Here is a 21906-nt window from a genome sequence, read left to right as displayed (position 1 = left end):
TCAGCTCGACTACTGATGCGCCCAGCCAACTCAGCTCGACTATTGATGCGCCCAGCCATCAAGGAGCAGGAAATCCATGAAACTTCGACCTTTCGTCGGCACAGTCATAGCAGCGGCCCTACTGCTCTCCGCATGCGGAGGGGGAGGTCGCGCGAACGACGGTAGCGTCGCCATCGGGGTCTACCCCGCGAGCGCACTGTCCCTGCCTGTCTACGTCGCCGCCCAACAAGGAATGTTCGACAAGGAAGGCCTCAACGTCGAACTCATCGACGGAAAGAACGGGCCCGAGCTCATCAGCGGTCTCATCGGCGGTACGACCGACCTCGCAGTCGGTGCACCCGGCACCGTCGTGCCGGCCATAGAGCAAGGGCAGAGACTGCGTCCGCTGTCCCCCTTCGGGTCGATCGATCTTGCCATCGCCGTAACGAAAGACAGCGGCATCACCACCGTCGACGACTTACCCGGTAAGCGGATCGCCATACCGTCACGTGGCGGTGCGGCCGAGCAATTCGTCAATCAGCTTCTCGCAGAGAGAAACATCGATGCCTCCACGGTGCAATTCATCGCAGCGGCACCGACAGCGAGTCAGATACCACTCGCACGAAAGGGCGACATCGATGCCGCCGTTCTCACCGCTGCCAGTCAAGCCGTATTCGATGCTCAAGGAATACCGATGACACCGATTACAGAAGTAGACCCAGTGGACTCTGACGGCGTGAGCTCATACGGCTTGGGCACCGTGCTCGTCACGACCGCCACATTCGCTGAATCCGGTGCCGCCGCCCCCGTGTGTGCTGCGCTCAAAGCCGCCGCAGGGTGGATTGCCGACCCCGCGAACGAGCAAGCAGGAGCTGAACTTCTCACCGAGCGAATGAATGTTCCTGCCGACAAAGCCACCGGGGTGTGGGCTTCTCAGAAGAACCTCTGGCCGGTCGAAATTTCACCCCACCGATGGACACAGAACGTCACATGGGTGAACAACCAGACCTCGGGCAAGACCGACGCAGACGTACCTTTCGACCCCCTCTGCTGACCGAACGCCATACACACCAGTTCGACAACTACCGAAAGAGAAGAAACGATGACAGAACTCGCCGACCAGGCAACCCAATCCGAGTCTCAGCACGATCGCCGGCAGCTCACAGAGGCTTGGTCCACGGTCACCGACAGCCTTGCCACATTTGGTTCGACAGCTGCCGCCACCGGATCGCCGCTGGACAGCGCCGAAGGTGTGCGGCACGCACTTCGCCTGTTCGGCTACCTCGCCGAGATGAATATCGAACGCCAAGACGTGCTCCGACCTGAACTCTTCACTCTGATGTCACCGATGCGAAAGTTCTGGGGAGACGGCATCGACGTCGACTACTGGACTGCGATGATCGACCCCAAAGAGACGTATCGAATTCACGGTAACCGTGGCACAGTGCCCTACGTCGCCGTCCTTGCCAATCGTGTGGGCGCGTCTGGGACCGACAGGGTCGCCGACAACATCGTCATCGACGACAAGGTGTGCGACGCGGACGGCAACTTCGAGATCTTCGTCGCACAAGAGCTGGAGGGGCGCAACGGCATTCGGCTGGACGAGCGCTGCTTCGACGTAGTGGTTCGTGTGTACCACAAGACGCGGAGCGCGGAGATCGATCCCGTGCTCCACATCGAGCGCCTCGGCCCGCCGCCTGGTGCACGCCCCGATCTCGATACGGCATGGCTGGTCCAACGTCTCACGAAACTTGCCCGGGGTATGGACGTCAGCCTCCGACGCAGTCTTCAGCTCATCGAAACACTCAGTCAGTCGCCCAACGAGATTCGCGTGACCTCGGAGCAACGAGGTTGGGGAGACTTCTACGGCACCAGCTCCAACCAGTACGTTGCCGGCTGGTGGTCACTGAAAGACGCTACTGCCGTCGACATTACATTCACCATCCCGGACTGCACCTACTTCGGAGTGATGCTGTACAACCACTGGTTCGAGTCCTTCGAGTACCGCGACCATACCGTCAACCTCAACGACGCACACTTCGAGCGCAATGACGACGGAACCGTGACGATCCGAATCGGGGGAGCAGAAGGCGACAGAAACCGACTGAACCCCTGCAACCACACCGAAGGAATTCTGTTGGCGCGCTGCCTGGAGCCTGCTGAGGATGTCACTTCGCCTCATGTGGAGATCATTCGATGACCGACGAAATAGACCTGCCGTTGGCAGGTGTCCGGGTAGTGGAGATCGGTCAGCTGATCGCAATACCCAGCGCCGGGCAGCAGTTGTCCGACCTCGGCGCCGAGGTCATCAAGCTCGAGCCTCCAGGCGGTGAACCAGCCCGACAAATCGACGCCGCCTACGCGCGTGGCATCTTCTACGGGTACAACCGAGGAAAGCGTTCAATCTGCCTCGATCTCAAGGACTCCGCCGATCTGCAGCGAGCTCGGGACCTGATCGCGTCGAGCGACATCTTGCTGCACAATCTGCGCCCGGGAACCCTTGATCGATTGGGATTCTCCTCAGCCGAACTCCAACGCCTGCGACCAGAAATCATCAGCGTCTCGGTGAGCGGGTACGGGGCGGAAGGCCCGTCCGCGACCCGCGCCGGGCTCGACATCGCCGCGCAAGCGGAGAGTGGACTGATGTCGGTGACGGGCGAGGCTGACGGCCCACCGCAACGCGTGGGCGCACCGGTCATAGATCATGCAACGAGCTACGTCGTCGCTCAAGCGGTGCTGGCAGCGCTACTGCGACGTGAGCGCACCGGCAAGGGATCCTCCGTCAGAGTTTCGCTGCTCGACGTCGCAATCCACTTGCAGACCGCCAACTGGATCGAGTGGCAGGTATCGGGAAAGCCTATGAGTCGCAAAGGGAACGGACAACCAAGTGTCGCACCCGCGGCAGACGTCTTTCGTGCCGTCGACGGCGATCTGGTGATCAGCGGATACCAACCGCGCGCATGGATCGAACTGTGCAAGACGATCGACCTACCCGAGTTGGCCGACGACCCGAGGTTTACCACCAACGCGCTGCGCGTGGAAAACCGTGTTGACCTCGTCGCCACGATCGAGAAGCAGCTGTGCCACCGTAGCGCCGCGGAAGCAGTAGAGCATCTTACTGCGGCCGGAGTGGTTGCCGCACTTGTGCGTGACTACGACCAGGTGATCTGCGCCGACGATGTGGTTGCCAACCGTACCTTCATCCCCGGCACCAACGAACGTGGCGAGCAATACTTGACGCCTGCCACGCCCTATCGCGCCGAACCTCCGATGGCACGAACTGAACTTTCGCAGGTTCCGGCCTTGAACGAGTGGGCATCGTCGACGCCTTGAATGCGGCGTGTGGGCCGAAATTGATTTGGCACCAACGTAACTGACAAACCGATATCCATGCACCATCGAGGAGATGTCCTGTGCTGACCACCGCATTTACCGAGACGTTCGGAGTTCGCCATCCCATCGTGCAGGGCGGCATGCAATGGGTGGGGAGAGCAGAACTCGTAGCGGCAGTTGCAAACGCCGGCGCGCTTGGCATGCTCACTGCTCTGACACAGCCAACACCTGACGATCTTGCCCGCGAAATATCCCGAACGCGCGAGCTCACCGACCAACCGTTCGGAGTCAATCTCACAATCCTCCCCACGATCACGCCCCCGCCCTACGACGAGTACCGGAACGTGATCATCGACTGCGGAGTGACAGTCGTCGAGACGGCCGGCTCGTCTCCCGCACCCCATCTGCCACACTTTCACGGTGCAGGCATCAAGGTTCTCCATAAGTGCACCAGCGTCCGACACGCGGTTAAAGCCCAGACCCTCGGCGTCGACGGCATCAGCATCGACGGGTTCGAATGCGCCGGACATCCAGGAGAAGACGACGTACCGGGTCTCGTACTCATCGCTGCAGCAGCTGAGCGCATCAGCATTCCCATGATCGCGTCCGGTGGATTTGCCGATGCGCGAGGATTGGTGGCTGCCCTCGCGCTCGGCGCCGACGGCATCAACATGGGCACTCGGTTCATGTGTACCGAGGAGTCTCCGATTCACCGCAACATCAAGGATGCGATAGTCGCCGCCTCCGAGGTCGACACCGAATTGATTTTCAGGTCGCTGCGCAATACCGCTCGCGTAGCGCGCAACAGCATCAGCGGGGAAGTTGTCGAAATTCTCTCCAACGGTGGCAAATTCGAAGACGTTCGACATCTTGTGGCCGGTGCGCGAGGCCGAGAGGTGTTTGACAGCGGCGACCCGGAGGTGGGCATCTGGACGGCTGGGACCGTACAAGGATTGATTCACGACATCCCCACCGTGGGTGCATTAGTGGAGCGGATTGTCACAGAGTCCGAAGCTCTTATCGCAGGTCGGCTTGGCAGTCTCCTGGATCCTGTCAGCGCCTGACTACGTCCGAACCCGCTGAGCGCGACAGCCGGCCAGTTCTTCGCGCATGCTCCCTGCCGTTTCGCTCGTCGACCCGCATGTCGCCGATACCTCGTCCTCGATGCGTCGTGCGATTACGGTGAGCTCTTCCGGATCGCCTCGCGGCTTGTCAGCGCCGCTCGCTCGTTTCGGGTGTATCCGGACGATCATTGACACCAATACGAGGAAAGCACGGGAAGGAGTCGTTCAATCAGCTCAAAAACGCGAACACCAGGCACGTTAGTATACTTTTTGACAATCAAACGTAGTCAACTTTGCCGGCAGTGGACGAAAGCCCGAAACCGCACTACTGACGGAAGCAACAGGCGCCATCTCCCACTCGCCGGCGAAAAGATTGCAGCACTACGACTCTGCGAATTCGCCGGCAGCGCCCACTACAAGTTCGATCGCGACACTGCCGCGATGTTCGGGTCCGATCCAACCGAATTCACCTACCTTGCCAAAGAGCTCTGAACCGATGCCTTCACACGAGATATCAGCCGCGGGCCGCGCGAACTCACACCTCCTGGCACGTCGCTGCACCACCACGTGCTGGCGAATATCGATCGCCTCCGTAAGATCGCCAGCTACGAACCACCCCGACCGAACCAGACCCCTCAACTATGCCGATGTCTTGCGGTCGTATTCGATCGCAAGACATCAGCGTGGGCAGGACAGCCTTTTGGCACGCAGCTCCAACCTTCAGAAGTTGAGGGTGGCTCACCCTGCATTTGTACTGTCGAGATGCAGCGAAGATTATCGAAATGTTAGGGGTACCGGCGCCCGTGATCTAGGCTGATTATCGTTTTCTATCTGCTCGTGACGGGAGAAATACGTGTTCGGCTTCTATGTGACGGCGCTGTTCGTCAGCGGAATCGGCGTGATCGTCTTGGCGCTGGTGACCTCCGAACTGCACCCCGGCCGCCGCGTTGTCAACGGTCTCATCGGCACCGCGTTCCTGAGCTACGGCATCTACCTGGCTGTGTTCCTCCACAGTGGCGAGTACCGAATCTTCCTCTGGGTCTTCATCCTCCCGTTCATCTTGCTGGGCCAAGCGATGCGCACCGTCGAGGTCCCCGCGCCTCCCGGGGCGTCCTCTCCCGACATCGACGCCCACCTCGTCGACCCCGCCCCGACACCGGCTCCTGCTCGTACCGCCGCCACCCGCGAACGCATGGCCGCGGCCAAGTCTGCCAAACTCGAGGCCCTTCGCGCCAAGCATGCCGTCAAGAGCGATGAGTTCGACGATCACGCGCCGTCTACGCCTGCCTGACGAGGGGCATAGCGGCGGCAACGAAACCATCAATGGCTTTCTCCGCCAATATCTTCCGCCACCTCGACCGACCGCGCGGTCGCGTTCACTCCGATCTCGATTGGTGGCGGCCGTCCGCCCCGCTCACCGAATGGAACGGACTTCCAGTGCGGCGCGATGTCCACCCTGCCTGAACATGACACTCACCCCAGCCCGCTCATGCCACCGGCCGAATCGGTTCCTCGCCGTTGTGCAGCTCGATCGTAGCCAACGTAGTGGTCATATGTTCGGTGGCCGAGAGCTGAACTCTGAGTTCAGCGGCAGCCTGCAACCGTCACAACTCACGGGAATCGATTCGCGATGGCCGAGATGATTTCACCGGGTGCGTGTTCCTGGATGAAATGCCGTGCATGAGGTAACTCGACGACGGCAAGGTCGGTGAACGCCTCGTGTATCCGCGGGATGCACGCTTTCGGACGGAACACCATGTCCCGCATCCCCCACACTGCAAGAGCCGGTTTTTTCCCCAATAGCGCGGGCACGTCCTGGGCGAGTTGGACCAACTGTGTTCGTGCGGCACGGATTTCCTTAGGCATGACCGCGAGTCCACGCCGCGCTTCCACTGTAGGTTGCACCATGCGGTAGTGGTTTGCCTCCGTCTCGGTGAGCGTGCGGCCAAGCTCTCCGAGCAGAAAACGCTCCACAAGGAGATTCTGCTCGAGTATGCGACGTTGCATGTGTCGGCTACCCATGATCAGGCTGAATGCTCGATTTGCCAGTGGTTCTATCGGCCAGAACGCCGTGTTCCCCAACACGAGTCCTCTGATTCGATCTGCTCGCTCGGTTGCCGCGCCCAGTCCGATAGGTCCACCCCAGTCCTGTCCCATCAAGACAAAGCCGTCCAACTGAAGATGGTCGATCAGTTCGCCTAGGACCGTCGTGTGCCCGGCAATTCTGTATCCGAAATTCTCCGGCCGCTCGGACAACCCGAAACCCAGGTAGTCCACCGCAATGCACCGGTACCGGACTCGCAGTCCAGCGACGATCTTGCGGTAGAGGAAACTCCACGTGGGGGATCCGTGGCAGAACAGAATCGGCGGGCCCACCCCCTCGTCGATGTAGTGAACTCGACCGCCAGACGAGTCGAACCAGCGTGACTCGAACGGGTACACAGTCTTGTCAGGAACGAAATCGACCATCATGCGGTGCCTCCTTATCCGACCTATATCTTCACGTCGCGCGATATACCCAACGCGTGTTCGAATTCCTCGCCCACCATCTTCGCTACACCTGTAGCAGAGCTGTGTTTGATACGCTACACCTGTAGCATCGAGTTGTGTCTACACAAGCAACCGGAAGTCATGAACGCCGAGAGCTGATCGCCAACAGCGCCATTCGCGTCATTGCCCGAGACGGAGTTCGCGCACTCACTCACCGGGTGGTCGACAAAGAAGCCGGAATCCCACAAGGTGCGACCTCACACCATGCAAGAACCCGGCTCGCCCTACTCGAACTCATCGTCAAAACGCTCGCAGAACGCGCGATAGCCGATGCCAAGCAAGCTGCAGCCTTTCTAAATGCATCGGTACACGGTGAGCGCAAACTGAGCGTCGCCGATCTAGGTGGCGTAATCGCCGAACTTGTCGAGACACTCTCGGCCCGCCGCGATGACATGAAAGCGCGTTACGCCCTCGTTCTCGAACTCGAGGACGAACCTCTTCTTCGAGGAAAGCTGACGACACAATCCGAGGTCCACGCCATAACCCGAGAAGTGACGGCGACGCTTCTCGACAGAGCAGGTCTTCCCAATTCCAACAAACGGATCGAAGAATTGATCTCCCTCGCGGACATCCTGGTATTTCAGCGAACGATCATCCAGGACAACACATCCCCAGAATCCATCCTTACCGCCTATCTGCGGGGTGTAGCCTCTTCACAGGCGAGTCGTGAGATCTGACCGACTCAGTCGAGCTGCTCAAAAACCAACCCGCCGTCGATTTTCGACCATGGACTAGTACCCGACCGCCGGAGCTCAGCGATCCGAATTCGTACGAGGACGATATCAGGACCCACGAACTTGGAGTTATGTTTCCTCACTTAGCATTACGCCGACAGCAGAGGGTTGTAGGTTCTGGACTTGCTTGTCCGATTGGCCTGCGGTTTTTGCGGGTCACCGCACCATTCGTCACCGAATCTCCCGACGAAGATGGCCTTTTCGCAACCAACCACCAAAGTGGCGGCAGAAAACCACAGCCCTTGATCCCTTGAACTCCGAGCGTCTTCAATCCGCGGTGCAGGGCGATCGCGTCGCCGTTGCTCGCTAGCCGGTCGAGGTCGGCTCTGAAGGTGTTCAATGCCTGGTCGACATCGTCGCCGCAGACGCCGGCGTTGCAGCACTATGCGGGTTCGAATACTTCGACGATGCTTATGGTGCCGGTTCTGTCGATCCGGCGTCAGCGGGTCGCCAGACGCTCGGCGAGAGCGTCGACGCGGGCAGCAATGTCGTCGCGGACCAGGCGCATTCGTTCGATTCCGTCGATGCCGCGTTCGGACGGCTCGTCCGTGTCCCAGTTCTCGAAGTCGGTGCCGGGGATGGGTTCGACCTTTGCTTCGTTGCCCAGTGTGACGACGAGGTCGACATCGCGCACGAGTTGCGGGTCAACCAATGTCGGAGTCTGACCGGTGATGTCCACCCCGACTTCGAGGAGTGTTTCGGCGGACAGCGCGTTGACCGCGTCGCCGGGTTTGGTGCCGGCGGAATAGACGTCCACGTTGTCGCCGGCGGCTTTGCGCATGAGACCGGCAGCCATCTGGGATTTGCCGCCGTTCTTGACGCACACGAACAGCACTGAAGGTTTGCTCATCGAGGTTCCTTTCGTCGAGTCTGGGAAGTCAGGGTGCGCCGACTGGGCTTGCCGATCGTGGCCGTGGACTTACGTAGCGGTGGGCGCGGGTGAAATCTCTTTGACTGCAAAGCGTTTGCGTAGAGCAAGGGAGACGTACACCAGGCCGACGAGCACCGGTACCTCGATCAGCGGGCCGACAACACCCGCCAACGCTTGCCCCGAGGTGGCTCCGTAGGTGGCGATGGCGACGGCGATCGCGAGTTCGAAGTTGTTGCCCGCAGCCGTGAATGCGAGGGTCGTGGTGCGTTCGTAGCCCAATCCGATTGTGGCGCCGAGGATGTAGCCACCACCCCACATGAGTGCAAAGTACGCCAGCAGCGGCAACGCGATCCGAACGACATCCCAGGGCTGGGAGGTGATCTGTTCGCCCTGCATCGAGAAGAGCACGACGATGGTGAACAGCAGACCGTAGAGCGCCCACGGGCTGATCCTGGGGATGAACTTGTTGTCGTACCAGTCGCGGCCCTTTGCGCGTTCGCCGAAGAAGCGGGACAGGAAACCTGCCAGCAGCGGGATACCGAGGAAGATCAGGACCGATTTCGCAATCTGCCAGGGCGAGGTATCGATAGTGGTCTGTTCGAGGCCGAGCCACCCCGGCAGGACCGAGAGGTAAAACCAACCGAGCGCGGCGAACATGATCACCTGGAACACCGAGTTGATGGCGACCAGAACGGCGGCGGCTTCGCGGTCTCCGCAGGCCAGGTCATTCCAGATGATCACCATCGCGATGCAGCGAGCGAGACCGACGATGATCAAACCGGTTCGGTATTCCGGCAGGTCGGGCAGGAACAGCCAGGCGAGGGCGAACATCAGCGCCGGGCCGAGAACCCAGTTCAGGAACAGGGAGCCCGCGAGGAGTTTCTTGTCCCCGGTGACCGTGTCGAGGCGGTCGTAGCGAACTTTCGCCAGGACCGGGTACATCATGATGAGCAGGCCGAGGGCGATCGGTAACGAGATGCCGTCGATCTGCACCTTGTCCAGGGCAGTGTTCACGCCGGGGATCCAGCGTCCAACCAGCAGGCCGGCGACCATGGCCACGCCGATCCAGACCGCCAGATAGCGGTCGAGGGTGGAGAGTTTTCCGACGACTGCGGGGTGTTCGGTGGCGGCAGCGGTGTTGCTCATGCGGTGACCTCCGCGCACGCGTCCGCTGCGGTCACGGTGGAGCCTTCGACCAGGAGCACGGCCGAGAGCTGCTGCAGTGCAGCAGGAATCACCCAGTAATACACCCAGGTGCCGCGACGTTCACAGTCGAGAAGTCCGGCCTGTCGCAGCACCTTGAGATGATGCGAGATCGTCGGCTGGGACAGGTCGAACGTATCCGAGATGTCGCAGACGCAGGCTTCACCGCCCTCGTGACTTGCCACCAAGCTGAGCAGGCGGAGGCGAACCGGATCGCCGAGGGCTTTGAACATCCGAGACAGGTCGCCGGCCCAATCCTCGGTCAACGGCTCACGTACGAGCGGGGAGCAGCAGGCACCGGAATCCGATAAGTCTTGATTCGACATGCTTCGATATTGACAGTTTTCGAATCAACCCGCAACAGTAAGATGCGTACTTCCAGCACACGTTGACCGCACTCGGATGCCGTAGTGAGCACTACCGCCGTCAGGGAAACTCAGGTGGGGCCAGCCGCTGATCGCCGTTCGAGCAGGACCGTGTCGCGCCAGATCCCGTCGAGTTGGGCGATCTTTTCCCGGATCCCGATGGTGCGGAAACCTGCCGAGTGATGCAGTGAGACCGAGGCACGATTTTCGGGGAAGATCGATGTCTGCAGCGTCCAGAGTCCGTCTGCGTCGGCTGCCATGACTTGCTTGCGTAGCAACGCTTTTCCGATCCCTCGCCCGCGCATCCCGTCGGCGACGTAGACGGAGTTTTCGGCGACTCCGCGGTAGCAGTCCCGCCCGGACACCGGACTCAGGGCCGCCCAGCCGACGACGACATCGTCGATGGTGGCGACCCAGCGATGGTTCGGCAGCCATAGCGCATCGAGGTACTCCCGGCTGGGGACTTCGGTCGTGAAAGTGGCGTTGCGCGTGGCGATTCCTTCGCCGTAGATCCGCAGAACGGCGTCCCAGTCGTCATCGGACATGACCCGGACGGCGACGTCGCCGGGAAGATCGCTCGGGCAGCACGGCCGCGGCGCGAGAACTCCCATCACGATATCGGCGGCCTGCGGCAAAGCGACGCAGCACGTCGGATTCATCGCGACAACGGTGCTGGTCCTCTCTTTGCGCAGGCTGACGAATCCCACGTCGGCGAGCTTGCGCACATGGTGGGAGACCGTGGGCTGCCCGATCCCCAACGCCTCGGCGAGAGCCCCGATCGTGATCCCGCCGGCAGCGCTCGCGACGCGGTGCAGCAGCCGCACCCGCATCGGTTCGGCCAGGCACGCGAACCACTGTGCGTAAGTGTCGGCGTCAGCTTGCTCGAGCACGTTCGAGTCGATCCAGCCTTGATCCGAATCGCCGACGCGCACTGTCGGGGTCTGCAGCGATGTCATGCACACACTATATCGATCTTCGTCGATGGTTGCCTTCATCGATCGATATCGATACAGTCGATTAAAGATCGATTGTTGTCGATGAAAGGAAATAGTGATGACCGAACTACCCGTTGTCGTGATCGGAGCCGGACCGATCGGTCTCGCCGCCGCCGCGCAACTGCGCGAACGAGGACTCACGCCGCTGGTGTTCGAGCGAGGTGCCGTCGCCGGTGCGGCGATCGCCGAATGGAATCATGTCCGGCTCTTCTCCCGCTGGTCAGAGCTGGTCGATCCAGCTGCCCGCCTCCTCCTTGAGCAGACCGAGTGGAGCGCTCCCGACGGAGATGCATATCCGACCGGACAGCAGTGGCGACAGCTCTACCTCGAACCCCTCGCCGCAGCCCTCGGTGATGCCGTGCAATTCGACACCGAGGTGGTCGGTGTCGCCCGACGTGGCCGCGACCTGGTCGTCGACGCCGGCCGCGATGCCGAACCTCTCTCCATCCACCTGCGCCGCGGCGACGGCAGCGAGGACCGCGTCTTCGCTCAGGCCGTCGTCGATGCCTCCGGCACCTGGGGCACCCCGAACCCGCTCGGCGGGGAAGGACTGCCCGCTCTCGGCGAGAGGGCTGCCGCAGCCACGATCGCCTACCGTGTGCCTGATCTCGACGACGCGGCAGTGCGTGCCCAGTTCGCCGGCAAGCACACTGTCATCGCAGGCAGCGGCCATTCCGCATTGACCGCGATCGTCGCGTTGGCCGGTCTCGAGGAAGATGCCCCCGGTACCCGGATCACGTGGGCTGTTCGCCGCGGGAGCGTCGGTTCCGCGTTCGGCGGCGGCGAATCCGACGAGCTACCCGCTCGCGGCGCCCTCGGACTGCGTGCGAAGAAGGCCGTCGACGACGGGCTTCTCACCGTCGTCACCGGTTTCCGCACCGCGGCCGTGGAGCCAGCCTCAACCGGACAGATTGCACTTGTCTCCGACGCCGATGCCCGGATCGAGAACATCGACAACGTCGTCGCGCTGACCGGCTTCCGTCCCAACCTGTCCTGGCTCTCGGAAATCCGCCTCGACCTCGACCCGGTACTGCAGGCGCCGGCGCAACTCGCTCCGTTAATCGACCCGAACATCCACTCCTGCGGCACGGTGTATCCGCACGGCGCAAAAGAACTTCGTCACCCCGAGCCCGGCGTGTACCTCGCCGGGATGAAGAGCTACGGCCGCGCGCCGACGTTCCTGGCCATGACCGGCTACGAGCAGGTTCGCAGCATCGCCGCCGAACTGGCCGGTGACCACGAAGCCGCTGCGCGGGTGGAGTTGATCCTCCCCGAGACCGGAGTCTGCGGTGGTGCAGGCGTTTTCGACGAATCCGAGACCGCGGAAGCCGAAGGCGGTTGCTGCGCCGCTCCCACTCCGCAGCTGATCTCTCTGTCCGGTGCCGCCAGTTCCAACTCCTGCGGATAAAGCGCTGAGCTGATGACGACCATCGAGGATCCGCCGCAGCGCCCTGTCAGCGTCGATCCGTCGGGGCTGCGGCGGGTCCTGGTGGCGTTGTGCCTGACCGAGATCACCAGCTGGGGAATCCTGTACTACGCGTTTCCTGTTCTGTCGGTAGCGATTTCCCGTGACACCGGGTGGTCGAGCACCGTAATTGTGGCGGCGTTCTCCGTCAGTCAGCTCGTCGCCGCGGTGGTCGGCATTCCGGTCGGGCGGATCCTCGATCGCCGCGGCCCGAGATGGGTGATGACAGCAGGTTCCGTGCTCGCGGTACCCGCACTGGTGGTTATCGCAACAGCTCATACCCTCCCGATCTTCTTCGCAGGGTGGATGATTGCCGGTATCGCGATGGGCGCGGTGCTGTATCCGCCGGCGTTCGCGGCCCTGACCCGCTGGTACGGCGACAACTACGTCAAAGCGTTGATGATTCTCACTCTTGCCGCGGGGCTGGCCAGTACCGTCTTCGCACCACTGTCTGTCGCTCTGGCCGATCGTTTCGATTGGCGCACAACCTACCTGGTCCTCGCGGCCATACTGGCTGTGATCACCATCCCCGGACACCTCTGGGGTTTGCGTGGCGGGTGGCCCGACCCGATCCGACTACCCCACGCGCAGCCCGGCGACTACCACCGCACCTCCTGCAGCCTTGCATTTCTTGCTCTGATCGTCGCCCTCGCTGCAGCCGCCTTCGCCGCATCCGCCGGCGTCTTCAACCTCGTACCCTTGTTGATCGAACGCGGTTTCAGTCCCAGCCTCGCCGCACTCACTCTCGGATTGGGCGGCGCCGGCCAGGTCATCGGTCGCGTCTTCTACCTACCACTCGCAGCGAAAACCAGTGTCCGCGTGCGCACGGTATCGGTCATCGTCATTGCCGCCCTGAGCACCGCGTGGTTAGGTCTGGCGAACTCGGCGGCGGCGTTGATCAGCATCGCCATCGGCGCCGGATTGGTCCGCGGCATCTTCACCCTGATTCAAGCCACCGCCGTCACCGACCGCTGGGGCTTCGAACACTACGGGCGCCTCAACGGGCTCATGTCCGCACCGATCGTCATCGTCATGGCCCTGGCTCCGTGGGCCGGCACCGTGCTCTCCACCTGGACCGGGAGCTACGCCCACGCCTACCTCGTCCTCGGAACAATCGCTCTCGTCGGCGCCGTGATCAGCGCAGCAACCATTCCCACCCTCCGAAGTGCTGGGACTATCGTCTCGGTTCGGCGACAACGGATGTAGTCGCGAAGGCGGCAAATATGCCGAGCGGCCGAAGGGCGGGCCACCCTGCCTCACATTTCACCAGCCTGGCATCGCTTACGTCACGCCCTACTTCAGCCGTCGTTGAAGCAACGAAACATTGATCGCCTCTCCTAGCACGTTGGCGCAGGCTCCGTGCCTGCTCGCGGCAACAGCGTGTGATCGGCAACCCGCCAAACTGCTCAGCGATCAGAAAGTTCAACATTTTCAAAAGCGCCGTCGATGAACGACTGAATGAGCTGTCTCGGTAGTGCCAGCATCGTCAGCAGGGCCAGTAGGATCGGGATCATCGCGACAACCACCAGCCACGTCGGCGCTGCGACCACTCCCCCGGCTACTCTCTCAAGCCCACGGATCCACCCCCACTACCATGGCAATGAAGCGCGAACTCCGCTGCGCCCGTGAGCGTCTCGAATAATCAACTGTCCCCTCGAACGAGGAACGGCAACCGAAGATGGTCGAACCGATATACCTGCACCTCCGGTTCGCGCAGAATGGAAGTGCGTACACGCGGACGAACCCCGGGAGCGGTGCAATGATCCGACGACGACTCAGCCAAGCCTTGATGGTGATCGCACTCGCCTCCGCGGCCGTCTCGACCGCACCCGCCCAGGCGCAGGTGCCGTCGCCGGGTACAGTGACCGCGGCAGATCCCCTGCCACAACCCTTCTGGATCCCCGGCGCCGCCAACGCATCAAAACTCACCTATTGGTCTACGGGACCGCTGGGCCGGCCCGCGTTGAGTACAGGCGCGCTCTTCCTGCCCCCCGGCCATCCACCCGACGGCGGTTGGCCGGTCATCTCGTGGGCTCACGGCACTGTAGGTATTTCCGACCAGTGCGCTCCCACCGTGACCGGGACCGTCGGCAGTCCATACCTCACGAACTGGCTCTCGCAGGGCTACGCGATCGTCGCGACGGACTACGTGGGGCTCGGCACGGCGGGAATCCACGCATACCTGGACGGACCCTCGGCGGCGCACAGCGTGATCGACATGGTGCGCGCCGCGCGTGCGGTGGAACCGTCGCTCTCACCGCGGTGGGTGGCACTCGGACAGTCTCAGGGCGGTCAGGCCGCGATGGTCACGGCAGCGATCGCGACACGGTACGCACCCGAACTGGACTACCGGGGCGCGGTCGCGACCGGGGCGCCGTCCAACCTGGAGAACCTTGCACCACTCGTGGGGCCGGACTTTCCCCGCTTGCCATTGACCGGCAGTACCGTGTTCGTCTCGTACCTCTTGGCCGGACTCCGGGCGGCGCGACCCGATCTCGACATCGATCGTTACCTGACACCGCGCGGCACGGATGCCCTGGCCAGAGCCGAAACCAACTGCTACCAGGACATGGCATCGGACCTCGGCGACACAGCGATCGGCGATCTGGTGAACCGCCCGCTCGACGATCCCGCGGTGCTGGCTGCTGCTCGCGGCATGCTGGAGATCCCGACGACCGGGTATGACCGGCCCGTCTTCCTCGGGCAGGGGCTGACGGACGAGATGGTGCCGGCGCCGCTGGCACTGAAACTCGCGGCCGAACTCGCCGCCAACCGCCAGCCAGTTACATTCCGCACATTTCCGACGGGGCATATCGAGACGATGCGGGCAGCGCTCCCCGAAAGCCTCGCCTTCGCCCGGAACCTATTCGAGCCGTAGACAGGACCATCGAAATTCGGCTGCGGCGCGAAGCGCTCGTAGGGCAACTCCGCTGTGCGTCGCCGCGACAAGGCGATGCGCAGGGCGTAGGTCCGGAATCTGTCATTTGAATCCGGAGTCTCCAGGCACATGTAGATTCCGGATCTATTTGTCAGATCAACCTGCGACTTTCGAAAAATTACGCGACAGTCGGCGCTGAAATTCCGGGCAAAGATGGCCTTTTTCGACAGCTGAGAACAATCCACCAGCAGTCGGTCAACACTGCCCCTCTCCCTGGACTCGACGGGATGAAACCGTTAGCAACGGAGCTACGAACGAGGCATGGGGTGTCAAGATTCCCAGGGCGTCGACGACAGGGAGTGACTGCCGATGGAAACTGTTGACTAGGTTCGAACCTTTCCAACACCAGGCACCGACCCGACAGGTGACCTATCGCCATGGTTCTGCGGCAACAGGTGTGGCCGCGACTTCCCACGAGCATTCCGAGCGCTCTTAGGGGCACCAACCACCCCTACATACTTTGCCAGCGGAGATCGTCCATGTCGTTTCCAACCTCAGCCGCCGTTGATGCCACGAAACACCTACTGGCGCTTTGCAACAACGGCAACATGACATGGTCGGCAACCGACCAAACGGCACACAACGAGATCGCATCAAACGACGAACAAGTAACGACTGCAACAATATTCAGCCCACGGAAATCGGGGCTCACACCGCTCCGACGCCAACCACACGGGGACGCGGCATCACCGCTTTTCAAACCTGAAACAGCCACCCGAAAACCACCCCTTCACTTAGCGGGTCGAGTTGTCCAACAAGAACACGGACAAACCGCGGCAGGTCGAACTCATCGGTTTCGCCGCCGGGATGATGACGTACTCGATCGCAAGTGGTCTCATCCTGGCCGGACCGATCGCCGGGTGGATCGTCAGTTCACGTGTAGCGAGTTGGCTCGACTGAGTGCCCTGCTCGCGATCTACCGATACCTGGGTGGAAGCGAGCGACGGACAGTACGCCACAGCCGCGCTCGACGGCAAAGCTCCCGTGATTCGGGTATTGCTGTGGCACAACTGTATTCACAACCGAAAGCGACCGCATCGACAAGACATTTTCCAGTCGGTGGTTCAGACTTTTTCAGCGAGAACGTCGAGGTAGCTGATTTCGGGCGGCGCAGCGAAGAGTTCGTCGGCGCGTTCGCCGAGGGCCTTGCCGACCGGACCATTGAGATGTGTCTCGCGGGCAGCTTGGTCCGGGAATGCGTCGATGATGCCGAACGACGAGGGCCCGAACCGCACCGCGAACCAGGGTTTCGTGCCGGGCTCCTGCTCGACGAGCGGCAGTGCCGATCGGAGAAATTCCTCGACCGCTTCTTCCTTGCCGGGCTTCGCTTCAAGTCGGACCAGCAGCGCCTTGGTGGCCATATCGGATCTCCTCTTCGAGGTGGTGAACACTGTCAAGCATCACACCATCCATCGGTTAATGGAAGGTACCCAAACCCACCGTTCGAGGAAACCGATCCCAACCCCCTAGCGATCGTGGAGCCGAAGGAGGAGACTCCATGGTGAGGGAATGCGATGCCTGGATGCAGCCGCAGTTGCGTCGATGGCAGGAAAAATGTTGGTGCGCCGACATTTTGGTGCGGTCTTCACTTCCGCGCGCCGTGGACCTTCCCCGAACAGCACGATTCATTCGGTCGGTCGCTCACGCGTGGACGCCTGCGGCCGACGAGATCAACCGGAAAGCCGCAGCTACAAGACAAGGGAGTGCCGCGATGAAAGCGCTTGTATACGACGGGCCTCGAGAGGTCCACGTCAAGGACGTGCCCGATGCGCGGATCGAGAATCCGACAGATGTGCTGGTGAAGATCACGAGCACCAACATCTGCGGGTCGGATCTACACATGTACGAAGGCCGCACCGATCTGGAGCCCGGAATGGTCCTCGGTCACGAAAACTTGGGCATCGTCGCCGAAGTCGGCAATGCAGTGGTCAAAGTATCGCCAGGGGATCGAGTGTGCTTGCCGTTCAACATCGGCTGCGGCTTCTGCCGAAACTGCGAGGAAGGGTTGACCGCATTCTGCCTGACGGTGCACCCAGATCCGAAGATGGCCGGCGCTGCATTCGGTTTCGCGGGGATGGGTCCGTTCTGGGGCGGACAGGCGGAATATCTGCGAGTGCCGTTCGGCGACTTCAACTGTCTGCGACTGCCCGAGGATGCCCAGGACAAGGAAACCGACTACGTGATGCTGTCGGACATCTTCCCGACCGGATGGCATTGCACCCGCCTGGCCGACATGCAACCCGGCGATTCGATGGTGGTCTACGGCGCTGGCCCAGTCGGTTTGATGGCCGCGTATTCAGCGATGATCCAGGGAGCGAGCAAGGTGATGATCGTCGACCGTCACCCCGACCGGCTACGCCTGGCCGAAGAGATCGGCGTCGTCCCCATCGACGACTCGAAGGGCGACCCCGTCGAGCAGGTCCTCGAGCAGACCAACGGGAAAGGCGCAGACAAGGGGTGCGAGTGCGTCGGCTATCAGGCACACGACCCGCAAGGCCACGAGGACGCCGCCATGACGATGAACCGGCTCGTGGATTCGGTGCGCTTCACCGGCCACATCGGGGTGGTCGGCATCTTCCTTCCCCAGGACCAGAACGGCCCCGACGAACTCGAGCGCAACGGCAAGATCGCCTTCGACATGGGCAAATTCTGGTTCAAGGGCCAGAAGATCGGCACCGGACAAGCGAACGTCAAACACTACAACCGGCAACTGCGCGACCTCATCCACGAAGACCGGGCAAAGCCCTCCTGGATCATCTCCCACGAACTCCCGCTCGCCGAAGCCGCATCCGGCTACCAGCACTTCGACGCCCGCGACGACGGCTGGACCAAAGTCGTCCTGCATCCCTGACACGGCCAGAACCGAAAGGAGTACAACGATGCCAATGACACTGCAGGACAAGCAAATAGCGATACTGACTGCCGACGGGGCCGGAGGAGTAGAAGTCACAGACGAACAGGTCGCGATCGACGGGAACCTGATCTCGAGCCGCTCGCCCGACGACCTTCCTGCGTTCCGTCAGGCCATCGTCGAGCAGTTCGCGAAGCTCGGGGCAGGTGCGTCATGACCGTGAACCAGACCTCAGTGTCCCTCGACGATGCGCAGCGGGTCATCGCCGCAGGACAGGCCAAAGCCACCGAGATCGAGTCGCCGTCGAACATTGCGGTGGTCGATGCCGGCGGCAACCTCGTGGCTCACGTGCGAATGGACGGTGCCTGGATCGCCAGCATCAACATCTCGATCAACAAGGCGTTCACCGCGCGGGCGCTGGATATCTCGACCGAGGACCTCGCGGCCAACGCGGGCCCGGGCGAGCAGTTCTACGGGATACACGCCTCCAACGGCGGGCGCATCATGATCTTCACCGGCGGTGTGCCTCTGCGGCACAACGGCCAGGTCGTGGGCGCTGTCGGCGTCAGCGGCGGCACCGGGGAGCAGGACAAGACCGTCGCCGAGGCGGCCGTGGCGGCGCTGTGAGCGGTGGACTGCGTCGTCAGGTCGGAGAACGCATCGACAGGGCAACGTCGAACATTCCGACGTTGCTTTAAAGCTAGTCGCGGCCCCGCGACTGCGGCTGGACCGAAGTCGTCCTGCATCCTTGACGCGGCCAGGACCGAGACAAACATAACCACGGCCAGACGTGGCACATCCGCGCCGCGACAGGGGCAAACCGAGCCCTCGGCCGAATGGTGCCGCAAGGAATAGACGAGAATCACCTAAGTCCCGCGATTCTGGTGCCCGAAACATGTTGATTTGCAATAATTCTCGCTTGAGCGGTCTGTTGACCAGCCACAGAACGGGACGCCGAACTGTGCAGCACGCGGGTGCAGGCCCCCCCACTCGCAACCAATTGAAACCGTCGAGCGGTGGTTCATTACCATTCTCTAACAAGACGATTCGATAGAATCACGATGAATTTCGTCTCGGTTCAACAGAGCTGCTGTTCGCCGACTGGGAAGTTCTTTCGCAAAGGGAGTTCTCCTTATGCATGCGCCGCGGTAGTGTGGACGTACCGCAGTAGCGGCCGACACTCGAGTTTTCGTGTCGAAGCCGATACTCGGAGTTTCTTGCGATGGCCGCTTCGATCGGGTTCCGGCGGGCATCTTCGATCAAGGGCAGGTGTGGTCGCCACTGCCCCGTTGCGCCCCGCCCATCAGGCGAATGTTGTTGACGCCCTTTAGGTGGACGAAAAGACTCATCATGGCTGGGTGGTTCGTGAGCTCAACCAGTTGACCGGCGGTCGGACCCTGTCAGTACACACAGGCCCGGCGAACCCCACAACATCAACGCTGAGGGGCGTGATGTCAAAGCTCAGTGGCGGAAACCCTTACCCTCGGCCGCTCTCGAGCCTCACGTCCGCCGTCCACGGATTGGTGTCGGGCGCCGTTATCGGTGCCCTGCTCGGTCTCCGTGACTTCACCCAATCCACTCGTCAAAACCAGGGAACTACGAAGTCCTTGCCGACATCGAGCGAAGTTGCGGGCGGAATCGTCCACTTGCTCAACGGCCGGGCCGATCGAAAGGAATGAGTCATGACAACTGCTGTAGGCATCGACTTGGGCACAACCAACTCGGTCATCGCAAGCTGGCAAGGCGGCGAGCCGGTGGTGATCTCCAATGTGGAGGGAGCACGGACGACGCCTTCGGTGGTGGCGTTCACCGAGAACGGTGAGCGTCTGGTGGGCCAGCTTGCCCGACGACAGGCGATCTTGAATCCGAAGGGCACGATCTACTCGGCGAAACGCTTCATCGGACGTCACTACGACGAGATCTCCGAGGAAGCCAAAGCGGTCAGCTTCGACGTCGTACCGGGTGACAACGGTGAGGCCCGATTTGACGTGCGTGGCAAGAAATACGCACCAGAGGAGATCAGCGCTCTCGTGCTGCGCAAGCTCGTCGACGACGCGAGCAAGTTCCTCGGTGAGAAGGTGAAGGAAGCGGTCATCACCGTTCCTGCCTACTTCAACGACGCGCAACGAAACGCCACCAAGGACGCCGGCCGTATCGCAGGCCTCGAGGTTTTGCGGATTATCAACGAACCGACCGCTGCGGCACTCGCGTACGGCATGGACAAACAGACCCACGAAACCGTATTGGTCTTCGACCTCGGCGGCGGAACCTTCGATGTGAGCCTGCTAGACGTCGGAGAGGGGGTAGTCGAGGTTCGTTCCACGGCCGGCGACTCCCACTTGGGCGGCGACGACTTCGACCGACGCATAGTGGACTACCTCGCCGACGAATTCCAGCGCGCGGAGAACATCGATCTGCGTAAGGATGCGCAGGCGTTGCAACGACTGTTCGAAGCCGCGGAGAAGGCAAAGGTTGAGCTGTCCTCGGTGACCCAGGCCCAGGTAAACCTGCCTTTCGTCACCGCTGACGCGAATGGTCCCAAACATCTCACCACTACGATCATGCGATCGAAGTTCGATGATTTGACTGCCGATCTGGTGGAACGGTGCCTCGGCCCGGTGAAGCAGGCCATGAGTGACGCCAAGGTCGCCGCCAACGACATCGACGAAGTGATACTGGTCGGCGGTTCGACACGTATTCCGGCTGTACAGGCGCTGGTTCGCCGGCTGACCGGCGGCAAGGACCCCCACATGGGCGTCAACCCGGACGAGGTCGTTGCCCTCGGAGCCGCAGTCCAGGCAGGCGTGCTCAAAGGCGAGGTTTCCGATGTGTTGTTACTCGATGTCACCCCACTGTCCCTCGGAGTCGAGACGCAGGGCGGGGTGATGACGAAGATCATCGAGCGGAACACGACGATCCCGGCACGGCGCAGCGAAGTGTTCTCCACGGCGGAAGACAATCAGTCCGCCGTGGACGTCGTGGTGTTGCAGGGCGAACGCGAACGTGCGGCCGACAACCGGGTGCTGGGCCGGTTCCGGCTGGAAGACATCCGCCCCGCGCCACGTGGCGAGGCCCAGGTGGAAGTCATTTTCGACATCGACGCCAACGGCATCCTGAACGTCACCGCTCGCGACAAGGATACCGGCAAGGAACAGAGCATCACGATCAGTGAACAGGGCAATCTGGATCAGGGTGAGGTCGAGCGCATGTTGGCGGAGGCCGAACGGAACCGGGGTGAGGACGAGGCGCTGCGCAAGGCGGTCGATGCGCGCAACGGGCTCGATTCGGTTGCGTATCAAGTGGAGCGGCGACTCGCCGAACTCGGTGACAGTGCCCCGCCGCATGAGAAGGCGCGGGCCGAGATGCTGATTGCCGACGCCCGAAAGGCCGTGCAGGACGGCGCTTCACCCGCGGAGGTTCAGCCACTCACCTCGGAGCTGCAACAGCTGCTCTACGGACTTGTGCCGGACCAGTCGGACGACGGCCAAGCAGGTGGCGCTGATGCTGCGTCGTCGGATGACGGCGACGTGATCGACGCCGAATTCGATCGAAGCTGAG

General features: G+C 61.9%; 22 protein-coding genes. 15 read left to right on the top strand and 7 right to left on the bottom strand.

Annotation, left to right across the window (positions count from 1 at the left end; genetic code table 11):
• Positions 1 to 76 precede the first annotated feature (76 nt).
• From ACFWEM_RS00730 to ACFWEM_RS00710, 5 genes are all read left to right on the top strand, one after another.
• On the top strand, positions 77 to 1033 hold the full coding sequence (locus ACFWEM_RS00730; RefSeq protein ID WP_378530206.1) for an ABC transporter substrate-binding protein: 957 nt from the start codon (positions 77 to 79) through the stop codon (positions 1031 to 1033).
• 48 nt (positions 1034 to 1081) lie between these two features.
• Positions 1082 to 2179: a hypothetical protein gene (locus ACFWEM_RS00725; protein ID WP_378530204.1), complete on the top strand. Its 1098-nt coding sequence runs from the start codon at positions 1082 to 1084 to the stop codon at positions 2177 to 2179.
• Complete coding sequence (locus ACFWEM_RS00720) at positions 2176 to 3312, top strand: CaiB/BaiF CoA transferase family protein (protein WP_378530202.1); 1137 nt, start codon at positions 2176 to 2178, stop codon at positions 3310 to 3312. Before ACFWEM_RS00725 ends, ACFWEM_RS00720 begins: the two co-directional genes overlap by 4 nt.
• An 80-nt stretch (positions 3313 to 3392) precedes the next feature.
• A complete protein-coding gene (locus tag ACFWEM_RS00715; protein ID WP_378530200.1) occupies positions 3393 to 4376 on the top strand; it encodes an NAD(P)H-dependent flavin oxidoreductase in 984 nt (327 codons plus the stop codon).
• Between the two features lie 853 nt (positions 4377 to 5229).
• Positions 5230 to 5667 (top strand): hypothetical protein, encoded by a 438-nt coding sequence (locus tag ACFWEM_RS00710; protein ID WP_378530198.1) that lies wholly within the window; start codon positions 5230 to 5232, stop codon positions 5665 to 5667.
• A 320-nt stretch (positions 5668 to 5987) separates the two neighbouring features.
• Here ACFWEM_RS00710 and ACFWEM_RS00705 read toward each other — a convergent pair whose 3' ends face one another.
• Positions 5988 to 6848 carry a haloalkane dehalogenase gene (locus ACFWEM_RS00705; RefSeq protein WP_378530196.1) on the bottom strand — a complete coding sequence of 287 codons (861 nt, stop codon included), beginning with the start codon at positions 6846 to 6848 and terminating at the stop codon, positions 5988 to 5990.
• A gap of 134 nt (positions 6849 to 6982) precedes the next feature.
• On the opposite strand from ACFWEM_RS00705, the gene ACFWEM_RS00700 reads away from it, so the two are divergent.
• Positions 6983 to 7603, top strand: a complete 621-nt coding sequence (locus ACFWEM_RS00700) for a TetR/AcrR family transcriptional regulator (RefSeq protein WP_378530194.1) — start codon at positions 6983 to 6985, stop codon at positions 7601 to 7603.
• Positions 7604 to 8099: 496 nt separating this feature from the next.
• On the opposite strand, the gene ACFWEM_RS00695 is transcribed toward ACFWEM_RS00700, so the two are convergent.
• The 4 genes from ACFWEM_RS00695 to ACFWEM_RS00680 form a co-directional block, all read right to left on the bottom strand.
• Positions 8100 to 8510 carry a low molecular weight phosphatase family protein gene (locus tag ACFWEM_RS00695; RefSeq protein WP_378530193.1) on the bottom strand — a complete coding sequence of 137 codons (411 nt, stop codon included), beginning with the start codon at positions 8508 to 8510 and terminating at the stop codon, positions 8100 to 8102.
• A gap of 69 nt (positions 8511 to 8579) precedes the next feature.
• The gene (gene arsB / locus ACFWEM_RS00690) at positions 8580 to 9677 is read right to left on the bottom strand and encodes an ACR3 family arsenite efflux transporter (protein ID WP_378530191.1); all 1098 of its coding nucleotides are present in this window, start codon (positions 9675 to 9677) and stop codon (positions 8580 to 8582) included.
• The gene (locus tag ACFWEM_RS00685; RefSeq protein ID WP_378530189.1) at positions 9674 to 10060 is read right to left on the bottom strand and encodes an ArsR/SmtB family transcription factor; all 387 of its coding nucleotides are present in this window, start codon (positions 10058 to 10060) and stop codon (positions 9674 to 9676) included. The genes arsB and ACFWEM_RS00685 overlap by 4 nt, the downstream gene beginning before the upstream one ends.
• A 110-nt stretch (positions 10061 to 10170) precedes the next feature.
• A complete protein-coding gene (locus ACFWEM_RS00680; RefSeq protein ID WP_378530187.1) occupies positions 10171 to 11055 on the bottom strand; it encodes a helix-turn-helix domain-containing GNAT family N-acetyltransferase in 885 nt (294 codons plus the stop codon).
• A gap of 97 nt (positions 11056 to 11152) precedes the next feature.
• Between ACFWEM_RS00680 and ACFWEM_RS00675 the strand changes: the two genes are divergently transcribed.
• Together ACFWEM_RS00675 and ACFWEM_RS00670 are read left to right on the top strand one after the other, a co-directional pair.
• Positions 11153 to 12502: an NAD(P)-binding domain-containing protein gene (locus ACFWEM_RS00675; protein WP_378530185.1), complete on the top strand. Its 1350-nt coding sequence runs from the start codon at positions 11153 to 11155 to the stop codon at positions 12500 to 12502.
• 12 nt (positions 12503 to 12514) lie between these two features.
• Complete coding sequence (locus ACFWEM_RS00670; protein ID WP_378530183.1) at positions 12515 to 13765, top strand: MFS transporter; 1251 nt, start codon at positions 12515 to 12517, stop codon at positions 13763 to 13765.
• 200 nt (positions 13766 to 13965) lie between these two features.
• Here ACFWEM_RS00670 and ACFWEM_RS00665 read toward each other — a convergent pair whose 3' ends face one another.
• Positions 13966 to 14109, bottom strand: coding sequence for a hypothetical protein (locus tag ACFWEM_RS00665; RefSeq protein WP_378530181.1), 144 nt, complete (start codon positions 14107 to 14109; stop codon positions 13966 to 13968).
• A 209-nt stretch (positions 14110 to 14318) separates the two neighbouring features.
• On the opposite strand from ACFWEM_RS00665, the gene ACFWEM_RS00660 reads away from it, so the two are divergent.
• Together ACFWEM_RS00660 and ACFWEM_RS00655 are read left to right on the top strand one after the other, a co-directional pair.
• A complete protein-coding gene (locus tag ACFWEM_RS00660; RefSeq protein ID WP_378530179.1) occupies positions 14319 to 15437 on the top strand; it encodes a lipase family protein in 1119 nt (372 codons plus the stop codon).
• A gap of 807 nt (positions 15438 to 16244) precedes the next feature.
• Positions 16245 to 16397, top strand: a complete 153-nt coding sequence (locus ACFWEM_RS00655; RefSeq protein WP_378530177.1) for a hypothetical protein — start codon at positions 16245 to 16247, stop codon at positions 16395 to 16397.
• A 164-nt stretch (positions 16398 to 16561) separates the two neighbouring features.
• Here ACFWEM_RS00655 and ACFWEM_RS00650 read toward each other — a convergent pair whose 3' ends face one another.
• Positions 16562 to 16858, bottom strand: coding sequence for a putative quinol monooxygenase (locus tag ACFWEM_RS00650; protein WP_020971354.1), 297 nt, complete (start codon positions 16856 to 16858; stop codon positions 16562 to 16564).
• A gap of 350 nt (positions 16859 to 17208) precedes the next feature.
• On the opposite strand from ACFWEM_RS00650, the gene ACFWEM_RS00645 reads away from it, so the two are divergent.
• The 5 genes from ACFWEM_RS00645 (at position 17209) to dnaK (ending at position 21905) form a co-directional block, all read left to right on the top strand.
• Positions 17209 to 18348 carry a glutathione-independent formaldehyde dehydrogenase gene (locus ACFWEM_RS00645; protein WP_378530175.1) on the top strand — a complete coding sequence of 380 codons (1140 nt, stop codon included), beginning with the start codon at positions 17209 to 17211 and terminating at the stop codon, positions 18346 to 18348.
• A 28-nt stretch (positions 18349 to 18376) separates the two neighbouring features.
• The gene (locus tag ACFWEM_RS00640; RefSeq protein WP_378530173.1) at positions 18377 to 18565 is read left to right on the top strand and encodes a DJ-1/PfpI family protein; all 189 of its coding nucleotides are present in this window, start codon (positions 18377 to 18379) and stop codon (positions 18563 to 18565) included.
• Positions 18562 to 18975, top strand: coding sequence for a heme-binding protein (locus ACFWEM_RS00635; RefSeq protein WP_378530171.1), 414 nt, complete (start codon positions 18562 to 18564; stop codon positions 18973 to 18975). The genes ACFWEM_RS00640 and ACFWEM_RS00635 overlap by 4 nt, the downstream gene beginning before the upstream one ends.
• Before the next feature lie 824 nt (positions 18976 to 19799).
• The gene (locus tag ACFWEM_RS00630; protein WP_378530169.1) at positions 19800 to 20027 is read left to right on the top strand and encodes a hypothetical protein; all 228 of its coding nucleotides are present in this window, start codon (positions 19800 to 19802) and stop codon (positions 20025 to 20027) included.
• A 3-nt stretch (positions 20028 to 20030) separates the two neighbouring features.
• Positions 20031 to 21905, top strand: a complete 1875-nt coding sequence (dnaK, locus tag ACFWEM_RS00625) for a molecular chaperone DnaK (RefSeq protein ID WP_378530167.1) — start codon at positions 20031 to 20033, stop codon at positions 21903 to 21905.
• Position 21906: the final 1 nt, after the last annotated feature.

It is taken from the genome of Rhodococcus sp. NPDC060176, from assembly GCF_042728675.1.
Taxonomy (GTDB): Bacteria; Actinomycetota; Actinomycetes; order Mycobacteriales; family Mycobacteriaceae; genus Rhodococcus_F.
Note: the sequence above shows the minus strand (reverse complement) of the source record. Positions and strands in the feature narration are given on the sequence as shown.

What these genes read in the sequence shown, in the direction of transcription:
- ACFWEM_RS00730 (WP_378530206.1), top strand. Translation starts at nt 77, where the DNA reads ATGAAACTTCGACCTTTCGTCGGCACAGTCATAGCAGCGGCCCTACTG.
- ACFWEM_RS00725 (WP_378530204.1), top strand. Translation starts at nt 1,082, where the DNA reads ATGACAGAACTCGCCGACCAGGCAACCCAATCCGAGTCTCAGCACGAT.
- ACFWEM_RS00720 (WP_378530202.1), top strand. Translation starts at nt 2,176, where the DNA reads ATGACCGACGAAATAGACCTGCCGTTGGCAGGTGTCCGGGTAGTGGAG.
- ACFWEM_RS00705 (WP_378530196.1), bottom strand. Translation starts at nt 6,848, where the DNA reads ATGATGGTCGATTTCGTTCCTGACAAGACTGTGTACCCGTTCGAGTCA.
- ACFWEM_RS00695 (WP_378530193.1), bottom strand. Translation starts at nt 8,510, where the DNA reads ATGAGCAAACCTTCAGTGCTGTTCGTGTGCGTCAAGAACGGCGGCAAA.
- arsB (WP_378530191.1), bottom strand. Translation starts at nt 9,677, where the DNA reads ATGAGCAACACCGCTGCCGCCACCGAACACCCCGCAGTCGTCGGAAAA.
- ACFWEM_RS00685 (WP_378530189.1), bottom strand. Translation starts at nt 10,060, where the DNA reads ATGTCGAATCAAGACTTATCGGATTCCGGTGCCTGCTGCTCCCCGCTC.
- ACFWEM_RS00680 (WP_378530187.1), bottom strand. Translation starts at nt 11,055, where the DNA reads ATGACATCGCTGCAGACCCCGACAGTGCGCGTCGGCGATTCGGATCAA.
- ACFWEM_RS00675 (WP_378530185.1), top strand. Translation starts at nt 11,153, where the DNA reads ATGACCGAACTACCCGTTGTCGTGATCGGAGCCGGACCGATCGGTCTC.
- ACFWEM_RS00670 (WP_378530183.1), top strand. Translation starts at nt 12,515, where the DNA reads ATGACGACCATCGAGGATCCGCCGCAGCGCCCTGTCAGCGTCGATCCG.
- ACFWEM_RS00660 (WP_378530179.1), top strand. Translation starts at nt 14,319, where the DNA reads ATGATCCGACGACGACTCAGCCAAGCCTTGATGGTGATCGCACTCGCC.
- ACFWEM_RS00650 (WP_020971354.1), bottom strand. Translation starts at nt 16,858, where the DNA reads ATGGCCACCAAGGCGCTGCTGGTCCGACTTGAAGCGAAGCCCGGCAAG.
- ACFWEM_RS00645 (WP_378530175.1), top strand. Translation starts at nt 17,209, where the DNA reads ATGAAAGCGCTTGTATACGACGGGCCTCGAGAGGTCCACGTCAAGGAC.
- ACFWEM_RS00640 (WP_378530173.1), top strand. Translation starts at nt 18,377, where the DNA reads ATGCCAATGACACTGCAGGACAAGCAAATAGCGATACTGACTGCCGAC.
- ACFWEM_RS00635 (WP_378530171.1), top strand. Translation starts at nt 18,562, where the DNA reads ATGACCGTGAACCAGACCTCAGTGTCCCTCGACGATGCGCAGCGGGTC.
- ACFWEM_RS00630 (WP_378530169.1), top strand. Translation starts at nt 19,800, where the DNA reads ATGTCAAAGCTCAGTGGCGGAAACCCTTACCCTCGGCCGCTCTCGAGC.
- dnaK (WP_378530167.1), top strand. Translation starts at nt 20,031, where the DNA reads ATGACAACTGCTGTAGGCATCGACTTGGGCACAACCAACTCGGTCATC.